The 13,402-nt window shown below is 67.0% G+C and carries 11 protein-coding genes and 2 pseudogenes; 9 read left to right on the forward strand and 4 right to left on the reverse strand.

What is annotated here, in order from left to right; translation table 11 throughout:
- Window positions 1-26 precede the first annotated feature (26 nt).
- Entirely contained in the window at window positions 27-1,667 is a 1,641-nt protein-coding gene (locus tag HWX36_RS05425; protein ID WP_175951206.1) for an L-lactate permease, read from the forward strand.
- A gap of 95 nt (window positions 1,668-1,762) precedes the next feature.
- On the opposite strand, the gene HWX36_RS05430 is transcribed toward HWX36_RS05425, so the two are convergent.
- The gene (locus HWX36_RS05430) at window positions 1,763-2,680 is read right to left on the reverse strand and encodes a LysR family transcriptional regulator (protein WP_175951207.1); all 918 of its coding nucleotides are present in this window, start codon (window positions 2,678-2,680) and stop codon (window positions 1,763-1,765) included.
- A gap of 227 nt (window positions 2,681-2,907) precedes the next feature.
- Between HWX36_RS05430 and HWX36_RS05435 the strand changes: the two genes are divergently transcribed.
- Both HWX36_RS05435 and HWX36_RS05440 read left to right on the forward strand, forming a co-directional pair.
- Window positions 2,908-5,082 carry a phospholipase C, phosphocholine-specific gene (locus HWX36_RS05435; RefSeq protein WP_175951208.1) on the forward strand — a complete coding sequence of 725 codons (2,175 nt, stop codon included), beginning with the start codon at window positions 2,908-2,910 and terminating at the stop codon, window positions 5,080-5,082.
- Between the two features lie 195 nt (window positions 5,083-5,277).
- A complete protein-coding gene (locus HWX36_RS05440; RefSeq protein WP_175951209.1) occupies window positions 5,278-6,006 on the forward strand; it encodes a phosphonate utilization associated transcriptional regulator in 729 nt (242 codons plus the stop codon).
- Window positions 6,007-6,113: 107 nt separating this feature from the next.
- Here the strand turns inward: HWX36_RS05440 and HWX36_RS05445 are convergent.
- Both HWX36_RS05445 and HWX36_RS37015 read right to left on the reverse strand, forming a co-directional pair.
- Window positions 6,114-6,296 (reverse strand): annotated as a pseudogene (locus tag HWX36_RS05445) (FAD-dependent oxidoreductase); the annotation flags it as partial.
- Window positions 6,296-6,508 (reverse strand): annotated as a pseudogene (locus HWX36_RS37015) (2-aminoethylphosphonate--pyruvate transaminase); the annotation flags it as partial. The pseudogenes HWX36_RS37015 and HWX36_RS05445, both read right to left, overlap by 1 nt.
- A 205-nt stretch (window positions 6,509-6,713) precedes the next feature.
- On the opposite strand from HWX36_RS37015, the gene phnA reads away from it, so the two are divergent.
- The 5 genes from phnA (at window position 6,714) to HWX36_RS05470 (ending at window position 11,848) form a co-directional block, all read left to right on the forward strand.
- Entirely contained in the window at window positions 6,714-7,952 is a 1,239-nt protein-coding gene (phnA, locus tag HWX36_RS05450; RefSeq protein ID WP_175951210.1) for a phosphonoacetate hydrolase, read from the forward strand.
- 29 nt (window positions 7,953-7,981) lie between these two features.
- Complete coding sequence (phnY, locus tag HWX36_RS05455) at window positions 7,982-9,436, forward strand: phosphonoacetaldehyde dehydrogenase (RefSeq protein ID WP_175951211.1); 1,455 nt, start codon at window positions 7,982-7,984, stop codon at window positions 9,434-9,436.
- A gap of 179 nt (window positions 9,437-9,615) precedes the next feature.
- Window positions 9,616-10,398 carry an amino acid ABC transporter substrate-binding protein gene (locus HWX36_RS05460; RefSeq protein WP_043185191.1) on the forward strand — a complete coding sequence of 261 codons (783 nt, stop codon included), beginning with the start codon at window positions 9,616-9,618 and terminating at the stop codon, window positions 10,396-10,398.
- A 14-nt stretch (window positions 10,399-10,412) separates the two neighbouring features.
- Window positions 10,413-11,093: an amino acid ABC transporter permease gene (locus HWX36_RS05465; protein ID WP_069249162.1), complete on the forward strand. Its 681-nt coding sequence runs from the start codon at window positions 10,413-10,415 to the stop codon at window positions 11,091-11,093.
- The gene (locus tag HWX36_RS05470; RefSeq protein ID WP_175951212.1) at window positions 11,090-11,848 is read left to right on the forward strand and encodes an amino acid ABC transporter ATP-binding protein; all 759 of its coding nucleotides are present in this window, start codon (window positions 11,090-11,092) and stop codon (window positions 11,846-11,848) included. The genes HWX36_RS05465 and HWX36_RS05470 overlap by 4 nt, the downstream gene beginning before the upstream one ends.
- Before the next feature lie 37 nt (window positions 11,849-11,885).
- Here HWX36_RS05470 and HWX36_RS05475 read toward each other — a convergent pair whose 3' ends face one another.
- Window positions 11,886-12,701, reverse strand: coding sequence for an alpha/beta fold hydrolase (locus tag HWX36_RS05475; protein WP_175951213.1), 816 nt, complete (start codon window positions 12,699-12,701; stop codon window positions 11,886-11,888).
- Between the two features lie 81 nt (window positions 12,702-12,782).
- On the opposite strand from HWX36_RS05475, the gene HWX36_RS05480 reads away from it, so the two are divergent.
- Window positions 12,783-13,397: a CGNR zinc finger domain-containing protein gene (locus HWX36_RS05480; RefSeq protein WP_175951214.1), complete on the forward strand. Its 615-nt coding sequence runs from the start codon at window positions 12,783-12,785 to the stop codon at window positions 13,395-13,397.
- The last annotated feature ends 5 nt before the right edge of the window (window positions 13,398-13,402 follow it).

Genomic DNA, 13,402 nt, shown 5'->3' on the forward strand with positions numbered 1-13,402 from the left:
CAGCTCGGGTCGACTCTGGAGACACGATGAATCCCACCGACGCCCTACCGCCCGGCATCGTCTTCGCACAGCCGTTGACGCCAGTCGCCCACTCGCTGCTGCTGTCCTTCCTCGTCGCCGCGATCCCGATCGCGGTCGCGCTGATCGCACTCGGCGTGTTGCGCCGCCCCGCATGGCAGGCCTCGCTCGCCGGGCTCGTCGCCGGCCTCGCGGTCGCGATCGGCGCGTGGGGCATGCCGGCCGGGCTCGCGTTCAACGCGGTCGGCGCGGGCATGGCGCTCGCGGTCGTGCCGGTGATGTGGATCGTCTTCAACGCGCTGCTGCTGTACAACATCGCGGTGAAGTCGGGCCGCTTCGACCAGTTCCGCCAATGGATGCTCGACAACCTGCCCGACGATCGCCGCCTCGTGCTGCTTGTCGTCGCGTTCTCGTTCGGCTGCCTGCTCGAAGGGATCTCGGGATTCGGCACGCCGGTCGCGATCACGAGCGCGCTGCTGATCGCGCTCGGCTTCCCCGCGCTCGAAGCGCTCACCTATACGCTGCTGTTCAACACGGCGCCGGTCGCGTTCGGCGCGCTCGGCGTGCCGATTACCGTGCTCGGCGCGGTGACGTCGCTGCCGCCCGCGACCCTCGCGCAGATGGTCGGCCGCCAGCTGCCGTTCTTCGCGCTGCTGCTGCCGTTCTACGTGGTCGGCGCGTATGGCGGGCTGCGCTCGATCGCGAAGCTGTGGCCCGCGCTGCTCGTGTCGGGCGGCAGCTTCGCGATCGCGCAGTTCGTCACGTCGAACTTCCTCGGCTACCAGCTCACCGACGTGCTGTCGTCGCTCACGTCGCTGATCGTCACGATCGGCTTCCTGCAGGTGTGGAAGCCGCAGCCCGATCCGCAATACGCGCTCGCGCGCAGCGTGCCGGCAACGGCCGGCGCGGCGCGTGCGGGCTTCGGCGGCTGGCTGCCGTGGCTCGTCGTGTCGGTGGTCGTGATCGTGTGGGTGCACGCGAACATCGCGGCGATCGGCGACGTGAAGATCAAGTGGCCGGGCCTGCACAACGCTGTGTTCGTGTCGCTGTATCACAAGCCCTATGCGGCGATCTGGGATTTCCAGCCGCTCGGCACGGGCACCGCGATCCTGGTCTCGGCGATCATCACGGCCGCGTTGACGCGCACCGGCGTTAGCGCGTTCCTCGAATGCGTGGTCAAGACCTGGCGGCAGACGTGGATCGCGATCGTCACGGTGATGATGATCGTCGGGCTCGCGTACCTGCTGAACTACTCGGGGATCAGCTACACGCTCGGCACCGGCGTCGCGTCGACGGGTGCGTTGTTCCCGCTGGTGTCCGCGTCGCTCGGCTGGATCGCCGTGTTCCTGTCCGGCAGCGACACGTCGGGCAACGCGCTGTTCGGCAACCTGCAGGTGGTCGCCGCCAGGCAGCTCGGCTTCGATCCGGTGCTGATGGCCGCGACCAACTCGTCGGGCGGCGTGATGGGCAAGATGATCTCGCCGCAGAACATCGCGACGGGCGTGTCGACGACGGATCTGAAAGGGCGGGAAGGGGTCGTGTTCGCGCGCACGTTCTGGCACAGCGTGATCCTCACGCTGCTGCTCGGTGTGCTGGTGTTCCTGCAGCAGCACGTGCTGACATGGATGATTCCGGCATTGCCGAAATGATGTGAGCGCAACGACAGAAGGAAGGCACGAGGAAAAACGAGGGAAGGCGCGGGAAAAGCGCCACTAAAGTGCGGAACCGGCGAACGCGCGGCAGTTCAGCGCGCGTTCGCCCGCCGCGCCGCGCGTCCTGCTTCATCCGTCCCGGCCGCGTGGCTGCCGGCCGGCAGGATGCACGCGAGAAATGCGTCGATCGCCGGGCTCTGGCGGCGCGCCTTCAGGTAGTACACGTATTCGTCGATCGTCGTGTCGACGCCGCGCAGCGCGATCACGCGCAAATCCGGATGACGTTCGGCCTCGCCGAGCGGAAACAGGCTGCCGCCCACGCCATGCAGGATCGCCTCGCGAATTGCTTCGCGGCTGCCGATCTCGGCAACCGAGACGGCCGCGACACCTGCCGTTTCGAGGATCGTCTCCGTGCAGCGGCGCGTGACGGATCCTGCTTCGCGTATCAGCAGCCGCACGTCGGCAAGCTGCGCCGGATCGATCGCGTCGAAACGCGCGAGCGAATGCGTGCGATGAACGACGAGCACGAGCGGGTCGGTCGAGATCACCTGGCGTTCGAGGCCGTCGGCATCGTTGCGCTGCGACGAGACGGCGAGGTCGATGCGGAATTCCTGCAGCGCCTGCAGGATTTCCTCGGAGTTGCCGATCCGGCACGTGAGCGCGATCGACGGATGCGCGTTCGAGAAGCGGCCGACCGCGTCCATGATGTAGTACGGCCCCGTCGCGCCGATCCGCAAATGGCCTTCGAACAGGCCGCCGACGTTGCGCAGCATGATGTCGGCCTGCGCCTCGAGCGCGATCATCTGCTCGACGAGCGGCAGCAGCTCGATGCCCGTCTCGGTGACCTCGAGCTTGCGCCCGCTGCGGTAGAACAGCTCGACGCCGTACACCTGCTCGACCTGCCGGATCTGCGCGGCAATCGTCGGCTGGCTCACGCCCAGGTGGCGCGCGGCGCGCGTGATGCTGCCCTGCCGGACGGTCGCGTGGAACGCCTTCAGCTGATCGAACACGACTCGGCTTCTCCCCTCGGTATCGCGCGTCAGCGTAGCGCATGCGTATGTCGGCCGGATGAAAGGCGTGTCGTGCGCCGCTTCGAAAAAATCTTGTGGGTCACCCAAAGAAACCTGCGGTAACCGGTCACGTCCGGGACACGCCGGTGCGGGGTAATACCGGCAACGCACCGGCGCCGGCCCCGCTCGACCGGCGCCCCACTCCCACCGACAACAGGGTTCCCTTCATGTCCTCGAACAATCGACGCGATTTCCTGCGCCTCGCCGCGCAGTCGGCCGGCGCGATGGCCGCCTACGCGGGCTTCCCGCCCGCGATCCGCAATGCGCTGGCGATGCCGGCCGCCTATCGCACGGGCACGATCCGCGACGTCGAACACGTCGTGATCTTCATGCAGGAAAACCGTTCGTTCGACCATTACTTCGGCGGGCTGCGCGGCGTGCGCGGCTTCAACGACCCGCGCCCGCACCTGCTGCCGAGCGGCGCACCGGTGTGGCAGCAGCCGCCGGCGTCGGTGTTCACGAAGAACTACCATGCGCGCGGCCTCGATCCGTCGGCGCCGTACGTGCTGCCGTTCTACCTCGATCCGAAACAGACGACCGAATTCCAGCCGGGCACCAACCACGGCTGGAGCAGCGGCCACCTGTCCTGGAACAACGGTCAGTGGGACCAGTGGGTGAACCAGAAGCAGGACGTGCTGACGATGGGCTACCTGAAGCGCCAGGATCTTACGTACCACTACGCGTTGGCCGATGCATTCACGATCTGCGATTCGTACTTCTGCTCCGCGCACGCCGACACCGCGCCGAACCGCATCTACCTGTGGACCGGCACGGTCGACTCGCGCAACATCTACGGTAACCCGCCGAACGGCCCGGGCATCGGCGAGCGCGACGACGTGAACGGCTACACGTGGACGACCTACGCCGAGCGCCTCGAGAACGCGAAGATCAGCTGGAAGGTGTACCAGGGCGGCACCGGCATCCCGGGCGACCCGACCGACAACTACACCGACAACTCGCTGATGTTCTTCAAGCGCTTCCAGGTGAAGGAAGGCGCGAGCGGCCCGCTGGTCGACAAGGGCGCATCGGACCATACGCTCGCCGAGCTGAAGGCCGACGTGCAGGCGAACCGGCTGCCGCAGGTGTCGTGGATCGTCGCGCCGTACAAGTACAGCGAGCACCCGCAGGCATCGCCGACCGACGGCGCGTTCTACATCAACATGGTGCTCGAGGCGCTGACGTCGAACCCCGAAGTGTGGGCGAAGACGGTGTTCATCCTCAACTACGACGAGAACGACGGGCTGTTCGACCACGTCGTGCCGCCGGTGCCGCCGGTTGCGAGCGGCGTGGGCGGCCAGGGCATCGTGTCGTCGAACCTGCTGTCGAACCTCGGTGATGAACTGCTCGACCTGAACAAGTACCCGGGCGAAATGAGCCCGCTCGTGCCGGGCGCGGACCCGGGCGGCATCCAGCCGATCGGCCTCGGGCCGCGCGTGCCGCTGATCATCATCTCGCCGTGGACGAAGGGCGGCTGGGTGTGCTCGGAGACGTTCGACCATACGTCGGTGCTGCGTTTCCTCGAAGCGCGTTTCGGCGTGAAGGAGCCGAACATCAGCGCATGGCGCCGCTCGATCTGCGGCGACCTCACGTCGGCGTTCGACTTCTCCGCACGCCCCGACACGCGCACGGTGAGCTTCACGGTGCCGCAGCATATCGCGACGGCCGGCCAGGCGTACCAGGTGCCCGCGCAGCAGTCGATGCCGGCGCAGGAGCCCGGCACGCGTCCGGCACGCGCGCTGCCGTACGAGCTGTTCGTGCACAGCCGCGTGAGCGGGCATGACGACACCGTGTCGCTCGACTTTGCGAACACCGGTGACGCAGGCGCCGCGTTCTACGTGTACGACCGCCGCAACCCGACGACCCCGCCGCGCCGCTATGCGGTGTCCGCGTACGACCGCTTCGTCGACACGTGGAACACATCGGCCGCGCGCGGCGACTACCATCTCGCGGCATACGGCCCGAACGGCTATCTGTGCGAGTTCCAGGGCAACACGCGGCTCGCGGCGGACGGCCGCCACGCGAACCCCGAAGCGCGGATCGGCTACGACGTGCGCAACCGCCACGTGTACCTGCAACTGCGCAACAGCGGGCGCGCGACGTGCCGCGTGACGGTCGACAACGCCTACAGCCACAAGCATGCGCGGACCTACACGCTGGAGCCGGGCGAGCGCGTCGAGGATCACTTCGAGCTGTCGTCGAGCCACGGCTGGTACGATCTGACGATCACCGCGACGACGCTGCGCGGGGGCGACGACAAGGTCGTGCGCCGCTTCGCGGGCCACGTCGAGACAGGCCGGCCGAGCCACAGCGATCCGGGGCCGGTGAAGCACGTGACGGCCTGACGTCCGGCGCGCGTCGCGTGAGGCGGGCGAGGGTGGCCCGCCGCGCGCCGGCTGTGTTCAGGGTGCATTCCGGCAGGCGGAATTGGCTTTTGGAAACTGAAAACTGTTGACAATGTGCCGGGCCGAGGGTATAGAAGGACCATTCGCCGACATGGCGCCCTCGTTCTCTACCGCAGCCTTGCTGCCTGCCCGACCATGACAGCCCCGAACGCGCTCAGCGCCATCGAACTCCTGCAAAGCCAGTCGCTCGCGATGATCGTTCAGGACATGCTCGAGCGCGCGATCGTCTCCGGCGAATACGCTCCTGGCGAGAAGCTCAACGAAGTCGAGATCGCGACCAAGCTGAACGTGTCGCGCGGCCCCGTGCGCGAAGCATTCCGCGCGCTCGAGCAGGCCGGCCTGCTGCACAACGAGAAGAACCGCGGCGTGACCGTGCGCATCGTGCCGTTGCGCGAGGCCGAGGAGATCTACGAAGTGCGCGCGATGCTCGACGAGTCGGTCGCGCGGGCACTCGCAAAGCGCATCTCGCCCGACACGCTGAAGGTGCTGAAGGGCATCGTCCAGTCGATGAAGGACGCCGCGAAGACGCGCAACGTCACGCGCTACACCGAGTTGAACGTGCAGTTCCACGACGCGATGGTCGTTGGCGTCGGCAATACGCACCTCACCGATACCTATCGCCGGCTCGTGCGCCAGCTCGGCCTGCTGCGCCAGGCGGCGATCGAGGCCGAGGAGGATGCGATCGCCGTGTCCGCGGCCGAGCACGAGAGGATCGTGCGGGCGCTCGCGGGTGGCGACGAAGAGCAGGCCGTCGCGCTGGTGCGCGAGCACGTCGCGCACGGACTCGCGCGGATGCGCCGCACGCATGAACAGGGGCTGCCGGTAGCAGGCAAGGCTGCGCGGGAGAAAACCGTGCGCGCGTAAGCGCCCGGCAATGCCGGCGCGGGTCGCCGCGCACGGCACAAAGCAAAGGGACGCTTTTCAGCGTCCCTTTGTTATTGCATCGTCAGGTTCTGCAGGTCGACGCATCGTCACGCCTTGTCGGCCTTCCCGGCCGCGCTCGCGAATTTCGCGAGCCACGTGTCGACCGCCGCCGGCTGCCGGCGCTCGTCCTCCGCACATTCCTTGCGGCGGATCGCATCGCGCACGGCGTGCGCGCCGACATAGCGGATCGGCTCCGGCGGGAAAGCCCCAAGCGGGCCGCGCACGATCGGGCCGACGCTTCGGCCATCGCCACGCGACATACGCCCGTCGCCCGCAACGTGTCGGCGATTGTCGCGACGGCGCCCGGGATGCCGGCGTCGCCGACATGGCCGATGCACCCGGCGCGCAACGTCCCGGTTTCGGTGAGCTTGCCTGGATACGGAATGTAGCCGCGCTTCCCGGCCTCCCGATAAAACCGTTTGAAGTCGTCGCTCGAATCATCTTCGCCCCTTGTCCGTGACGCCGCGCCACGCGGTGGATGAGGGGAGCCCCGCCCACTTTCCGCGATGTTGCTTTGCTTTCTGTTCTCTGCATGTTGTTGACAATCTACAAATCATCAATTTTAATGTCGAGCATGGAAAACACCTCTCCTCGGCGCGACGCGGGCGCCGACGGCTCTACCCTTCGAACCGAAAGGAATGAACGTCATGAATGAAACGCCTGTATCCGTGGAAGTGAACGGCCGCCGCTACAACTGGATGAGCCGGCCCGTGGTGATCGTCTGCGTCGATGGCTGCGCATACGAATATCTGGAAGAAGCGGCGGAGGCCGGCGTCGCGCCGTTCCTGCGCACGCTGCTGAAGCCGGGCACGGCGCTCAAGGGCGAGTGCGTGGTGCCGAGCTTCACGAACCCGAACAACCTGTCGATCGTGACGGGCGTGCCGCCGTCGATCCACGGGATAAGCGGCAACTACTTCTACGATCGCGACACCGGTGCCGAGGTGCTGATGAACGATCCGAAGTACCTGGTCGCGCCCACCGTGCTCGCGACCTTCGCGGAGCAAGGCGCGCGTGTCGCGGTCGTCACCGCGAAGGACAAGCTGCGCCGCCTGCTCGGCAAGGGGCTGAAGGGCATCTGCTTCTCGTCGGAAAAGGCCGACGAGGCGAGCGTCGAGGAAAACGGCATCGACAACGTGCTCGAACTGGTCGGCAAGCCGGTGCCGAGCGTGTACAGCGCGGATCTGTCGGAATTCGTGTTCGCGGCCGGCGTGCGCCTGCTCGAGACGCGCCCGATCGACCTGATGTACCTGTCGACGACCGACTACGTGCAGCACAAGTGCGCGCCCGGCACGGAAGGCGCGAACGCGTTCTACGCGATGATGGACACGTACCTGCAGCGCCTCGACGCACTCGGTGCAATCGTCGCGATCACGGCCGACCACGGGATGAACGCGAAGCACGACGACGAAACCGGCGAGCCGAACGTGATCTACCTGCAGGAGCTGTTCGACGAGTGGCTCGGCGAGGAGGCGGCGCGCGTGATCCTGCCGATCACCGATCCGTACGTCGTGCATCACGGCGCGCTCGGTTCGTTTGCGACCGTCTACGTGCCGGCGACGGCCGATGCCGACGCGCTGCGCGCACGGCTCGCCGCGGTCGACGGCATCGAGGTCGTACTGACGAGCGCCGAGGGTTGCGCGCGCTTCGAACTGCCGCCGGCGCGGATGGGCGACCTGATCGTGATATCGAAGCAGGACGTCGTGCTCGGCACGCGCCGTATCAGGCACGACCTGTCGGGGCTCGACGTGCCGCTGCGCTCGCACGGCGGGATCTCCGAGCAGATCGTGCCGCTGATCTTCAGCAAGCCGGTCGCCGGCGACGTCTCGGGCCGCGAGCGGCTGCGCAACTTCGACATCATCGACATCGCGCTCAACCATCTGCAGTGATGCGCACGCATCCGCAAGGGGACACACTCATGAACGCCATTGCGGCATCGCCGGACGTCCGCGAGATTCGTCGCGAAGCACTGCGAATCGACGGCGAACGGATTCATCGGGATGCGGTCATCGACGTGCGCAATCCGTACGACGGCTCGCTGGTCGGCACCGTGCCGAAGGCGACACTGGACGACGTGCGGCGTGCCTTCGCGGCCGCGCGTGCATACCGGCCGACGCTCACGCGTCACGACCGGGCCGCGATCCTGCGTCGCGCGGCCGACATCGTGCGCTCGCGCACCGCCGAAATTGCGGCGCTGATCACGGCCGAGTCCGGGCTGTGCATCAAGGACACGACGTACGAAGCCGGCCGCGTGGCCGACGTGCTGACGTTCGGCGCCGGTGAAGTGCTGAAGGACGACGGGCAGATCTTCTCGTGCGACCTGACTCCGCACGGCAAGAAGCGCCGCGTGTACACGCAGCGCGACCCGCTGCTCGGCGTGATCTCGGCGATCACACCGTTCAACCACCCGATGAACCAGGTCGCGCACAAGATCGTGCCGTCGGTCGCGACCAACAACCGGATCGTCGTGAAGCCGTCGGAAAAGGTGCCGCTGTCGTGCTACCTGTTCGCGGACATCCTGTACGAAGCCGGCCTGCCGCCGCAGATGCTGCAGGTCGTCACCGGCGACCCGCAGGAGATTGCCGACGAGCTGATCACGAACCCGGCGATCGACCTGATCACGTTCACGGGCGGCGTATCGATCGGCAAGTCGATTGCGTCGCGGATGGGCTACCGGCGCGCGGTGCTCGAACTCGGCGGCAACGATCCGATCATCGTGATGGAAGACGCCGATCTCGACGAAGCGAGCACGCTCGCGGTGTCGGGCTCGTATAAAAACTCGGGCCAGCGCTGCACGGCGATCAAGCGGATGCTCGTGCACGAGTCGGTGGCCGATCGCTTCACGGCGCTCGTGGTCGAGAAGACGCGTGCGTGGTCGTACGGCAATCCTGCCGATCCGTCGGTCGACATGGGCACGGTGATCGACGAGGCGGCCGCGAAGTTCTGCGAGCAGCAGGTAAACGATGCGATCGCGCGCGGTGCACGGCTCCTGGTCGGCAACGTGCGCGACGGCGCGCTGTATTCGCCGACGGTGATCGATCGCGTGACGCCCGACATGCCGCTCGTGAAACACGAAACCTTCGGCCCGGTGTCGCCGATCATGCGCTTCAGCAATATCGACGAAGCGATCCGGATGTCGAACAGCACCGACTATGCGCTGTCGTCGTCGGTCTGCACGAACCGCTTCGACACCATCACGCGCTTCATCACCGAGCTGGAAGTCGGCAGCGTGAACGTGCGCGAAGTGCCGGGTTACCGGCTCGAACTGACGCCGTTCGGCGGCGTGAAGGATTCGGGGCTCGGCTACAAGGAGGGCGTGCAGGAAGCGATGAAGAGCTTCACGAACACGAAGACGTATTCGCTGCCGTGGTAAGTGGCGTATAAGCCGCGCGCACCGGTTTCACAGCCGGTGCGCGCGTTATTCGATCGGCTCATATCGATAGCCGATTTGCGTTTTTGCCGGGCCCCGGCGCGTCGGTAGAATTCGCGGACCTCTCGAACGGCATGCATGTGCCGCGGGAAAATTCCGTCCAATCATTCGGGGTCCGCACCATGAAATTCCTTCGCTCCATCCTGGTCGTTGCCATGCTGCAGGCCGTTTCGGTCACGAGCGCACTGGCTGCCGACGACCTGTCGCAGATCAAGTCGTCCGGCGTGTTCCGGGTCGGTACCGAAGGCACGTACGCGCCGTTCACGTACCACGACGAAACCGGCAAGCTGACGGGCTTCGACGTCGACATCGCGACCGCGATCGCGCAGCGCCTCGGCGTGAAGCCGCAGTTCGTCGAAGGAAAGTGGGACGGGCTTATCGCGGGCCTCGACGTGAACCGCTACGACGCGGTCGTCAATGAAGTGTCGATCACCGACGCGCGCAAGGCGAAATACGATTTCTCGACGCCATACATCACGTCGCGCGCGGTGCTGATCGTGCGCGCGGACAACACGACGATCCGCTCGTTCGACGATCTCAAGGGCAAGAAATCCGCGAACACGCTGACCAGCAACTTCGGCAAGCTCGCGGCCGCGCACGGCGCGGACGTCGTGCCCGTGCAGGGCTTCAACGAATCGATCGACCTGCTCAGCTCGGGGCGCGTCGACGCGACGATCAACGATTCGCTGTCGTACCTCGATTTCCGCAAGCACAAGCCCGACGCGAAACTGAAGATTGCGGCGACCGACACGGGGGGCGCGAGCGACGCATCGGGCGTGCTGCTGCGCAAGGGCAGCCCGGCGCTGGTGGCCGCGATCGACAAGGCGCTCGCGGACATCAAGGCCGACGGCACCTACGCAAAGATCTCGCAGAAGTATTTCGGCCGCGACGTGTCGCAGCCGTGACGCGAGGCTGAACGATGCCGGCCTGGCTTCACCTGATGGCGGAATCGCTGCGGCCCCTGCTCGTCGCGGGGCTCGTGTTCACGGTGCCGCTCACGCTCGCGTCGTTCGCGATCGGCTTGCTGCTCGCATTCGGCGCGGCGCTCACGCGGCTGTTCGGGCCGCGCTGGGCGCAAGCCGCCGTGCGTTTCTACATCTGGCTGTTTCGCGGTTCGCCGCTGCTCGTGCAGCTGTTCGTGATCTTCTACGGCTTGCCGAGCGTCGGTATCGTGCTAGATCCGCTGACGGCCGCGGTGATCGGCTTCTCGCTGAACGTCGGCGCGTACAACGCCGAGGTGATCCGCGGCGTGATCGAATCGATTCCGAAGGGGCAGTGGGAAGCCGCGTACTCGATGGCGATGACGCGGCCGCAGGCGCTGCGCCGCGCGATCCTGCCGCAGGCCGCGCGCGTCGCGCTGCCGGCACTGTCGAATTCGTTCATTTCGCTCGTGAAGGACACATCGCTCGCGGCCGTGCTGACCGTGCCGGAGATCTTCCAGGCCGCGCAGCGGATCGCGGCCGTGACCTACGAGCCGATGATTCTCTATACGGAAGCCGCGCTGATCTATCTGCTGCTCAGCTCGGTGCTGTCGACGCTGCAGCGTCGCCTCGAAATTCGCTTCGGTCGTCACGCGCTGTTCCAGGCGGAGTGGCGATGATCCGGCTCGAACGCATCGACAAGTCGTTTGGCGCGCATCGTGTGTTGCACGGGATCGACCTCGCGTTGCAGCCCGGCAGCGTGACGGCGCTGATCGGGCCATCCGGCAGCGGCAAGAGCACGTTGCTGCGTTGCGTGAACCTGCTCGAAGTGCCCGAGGCGGGCACGCTGACGGTCGGCGACGCACGCATCGACTTCTCGCCGGCGTACCGGCCGGCGCGCGACGCCGTGTTCGCCGTGCGCCGCCAGACCGGCATGGTGTTTCAGAACTTCCAGCTGTTTCCGCACCTGAGTGTCGTGCAGAACGTGATGGAAGGGCTCGTCACCGTGCAGCGCTGGCCGCGTGAACGGGCCCGCGAACGCGCGCTCGCGCTGCTCGAGAAGGTCGGCATCGCCGACAAGGCCGACGCGTGGCCCGGCACGCTGTCGGGCGGCCAGCAGCAGCGCGTTGCGATCGCACGTGCGCTCGCGCCGTCGCCGCAGGTGCTGTTGTGCGACGAGCCGACGTCGGCGCTCGATCCCGAACTGTCCGTCGAAGTGGTCGAGGTGCTGCGCCAGCTCGCACGCGAAGGCACGACGATGCTGATGGCCACCCACGACCTGCGCCTGGCCGCGTCGATCGCGCACGACGCGGTGTTTCTCGCGGACGGCCGCGTCGTCGAAGCCGGTGCATCGCGCGACCTGTTCGGCGATCCGCGCGATCCGCGCACCGCGAAGTTCATCTCGACGCTTGCGCAGGGCGTGCCGGTGTTCTGACGCGACAGGCGAAAAGCGGCATGCGGTACAGCGGGCGTCAACCTTGCCCCGGCCCGTCGAGCACTGCCGCGACGATTGCCTCCGGCGCATCTTCCTGCACCAGGTGGCCTGCGCTGGGCACCCGGATCAGCGTGCCGCTTGCGATGCGATCGGCCAGCGCCTGCCCCTGTTCAAGCGGAATCCACGCATCATCCTCGCCCCACACGATGCGCACCGGAAAGTCCGGCGGCGCGTAACGAGCCTCGGCTTCCTCGATGTAGCGCTGGCGCATCTGCGCGATCTGGCGATAGAACGCGGCCTGGCCGGCGGCCGTGAGCCACGGCGCACGGTAGATCGACAGCGCTTCGTCGCTCAGCGGCCGGGCGACCGCATTGCCGAGATAGGCCGACACGAGCGCGTGATGCGCATACGCAGGCAATCCGGTGAAGGCGGCTTCGTGCTGCGCGACGTGGCGCACGAACGGCGAACCCTGCGGCGCGATCGCGACCGGATTCACGAGCGTGAGGTCCGCATACGCGACGCCGTCGAGGAAGTGCGCGCGCAGCACGGTTGCGCCGCCGTAGTCGTGCGCGAGCACGCGCGGGCGTGAGATTTTCCACGCGTCGAGCATCGAGGCGAACAGCCCGTTCTGGCGGCCGAGCGACACGTCCGCGTCCGGCATGTCGGATTGACCGTAGCCGAGCAGGTCGTAGAAGAACACGCGATGACGTCGCGCGAGCCACGGTGCGATCCGGCGCCACACCTGCGACGAAAACGGCGTGCCGTGCACGAGCACGAGCGGCGGGCCTTCGCCGAGCGTTCCCCAGGCAATCCGGTGGCCTTCGAAAATGAAGCGATTGGCGAGTTCGAGCATCGGCCTCTCCGTGCTAACCTATTTTGGTTGATAACAGGTTACTCCGGATTGCCTGGACGTGAAACCTATAGGTGCAAATAAATGGTTACTCGAAACGAACCCACGCGACCCGCGCACGAATGGGGTGCAGCCGATTTCGTCGGCGGCCATCCGGCGCTCGACTTCCTCAACACGGTGGCCGACACGGGCAAGACGCGCGACGCGGACAAGCTCGTCGACTGGCCGGCCGTGCATGCGTGGGTGCAACGATCGGGGCTGGTGGCGCCAGCCGATCTGTCGCGGCTTCTGCGTCATGCACGGCAGGACGACGCCGATGCGCTGGCGGCGCTGCATCGCTTTCGCGATGACGCTTACACCGCGATCGCGCACCTGACGGCCGGAGGCGGCGGCATGGCCGGCGCGCGCGCGGCGGACCGGCTCGCTGTCGCGATTCGCGAGGCGATCGGGCGTAGCGCGTTCGAGGCGGTCGACGGCCGGTTCGCGTGGCGGCCCGACGCGCGCGCGACGTCGCGCTGGGTCGATGCGGCCGCACTCGGCTTCGAGCAACTGCTGCGCAGCGACGACTTCGCGCGCGTGCGGCAGTGCGGCCGGTGCACGTGGTTCTTCGTCGATCGCGGCCGCGGCGTCGGGCGCCGCTGGTGCGACATGCGCACGTGCGGGAACCGCGCGAAGGTGGAGGCGTTCAGGGAGCGGTGACGCGC

Source organism: Burkholderia sp. BCC0405, from assembly GCF_902833075.1.
Taxonomy (GTDB): domain Bacteria; phylum Pseudomonadota; class Gammaproteobacteria; order Burkholderiales; family Burkholderiaceae; genus Burkholderia.

Coding starts and splice junctions, on each gene's coding strand:
- phnY (WP_175951211.1), top strand. CDS start 7,982: ATGAACGCCATTGCGGCATCGCCGGACGTCCGCGAGATTCGTCGCGAA.
- HWX36_RS05480 (WP_175951214.1), top strand. CDS start 12,783: ATGGTTACTCGAAACGAACCCACGCGACCCGCGCACGAATGGGGTGCA.
- HWX36_RS05470 (WP_175951212.1), top strand. CDS start 11,090: ATGATCCGGCTCGAACGCATCGACAAGTCGTTTGGCGCGCATCGTGTG.
- HWX36_RS05460 (WP_043185191.1), top strand. CDS start 9,616: ATGAAATTCCTTCGCTCCATCCTGGTCGTTGCCATGCTGCAGGCCGTT.
- HWX36_RS05465 (WP_069249162.1), top strand. CDS start 10,413: ATGCCGGCCTGGCTTCACCTGATGGCGGAATCGCTGCGGCCCCTGCTC.
- HWX36_RS05425 (WP_175951206.1), top strand. CDS start 27: ATGAATCCCACCGACGCCCTACCGCCCGGCATCGTCTTCGCACAGCCG.
- phnA (WP_175951210.1), top strand. CDS start 6,714: ATGAATGAAACGCCTGTATCCGTGGAAGTGAACGGCCGCCGCTACAAC.
- HWX36_RS05440 (WP_175951209.1), top strand. CDS start 5,278: ATGACAGCCCCGAACGCGCTCAGCGCCATCGAACTCCTGCAAAGCCAG.
- HWX36_RS05435 (WP_175951208.1), top strand. CDS start 2,908: ATGTCCTCGAACAATCGACGCGATTTCCTGCGCCTCGCCGCGCAGTCG.
- HWX36_RS05475 (WP_175951213.1), bottom strand. CDS start 12,701: ATGCTCGAACTCGCCAATCGCTTCATTTTCGAAGGCCACCGGATTGCC.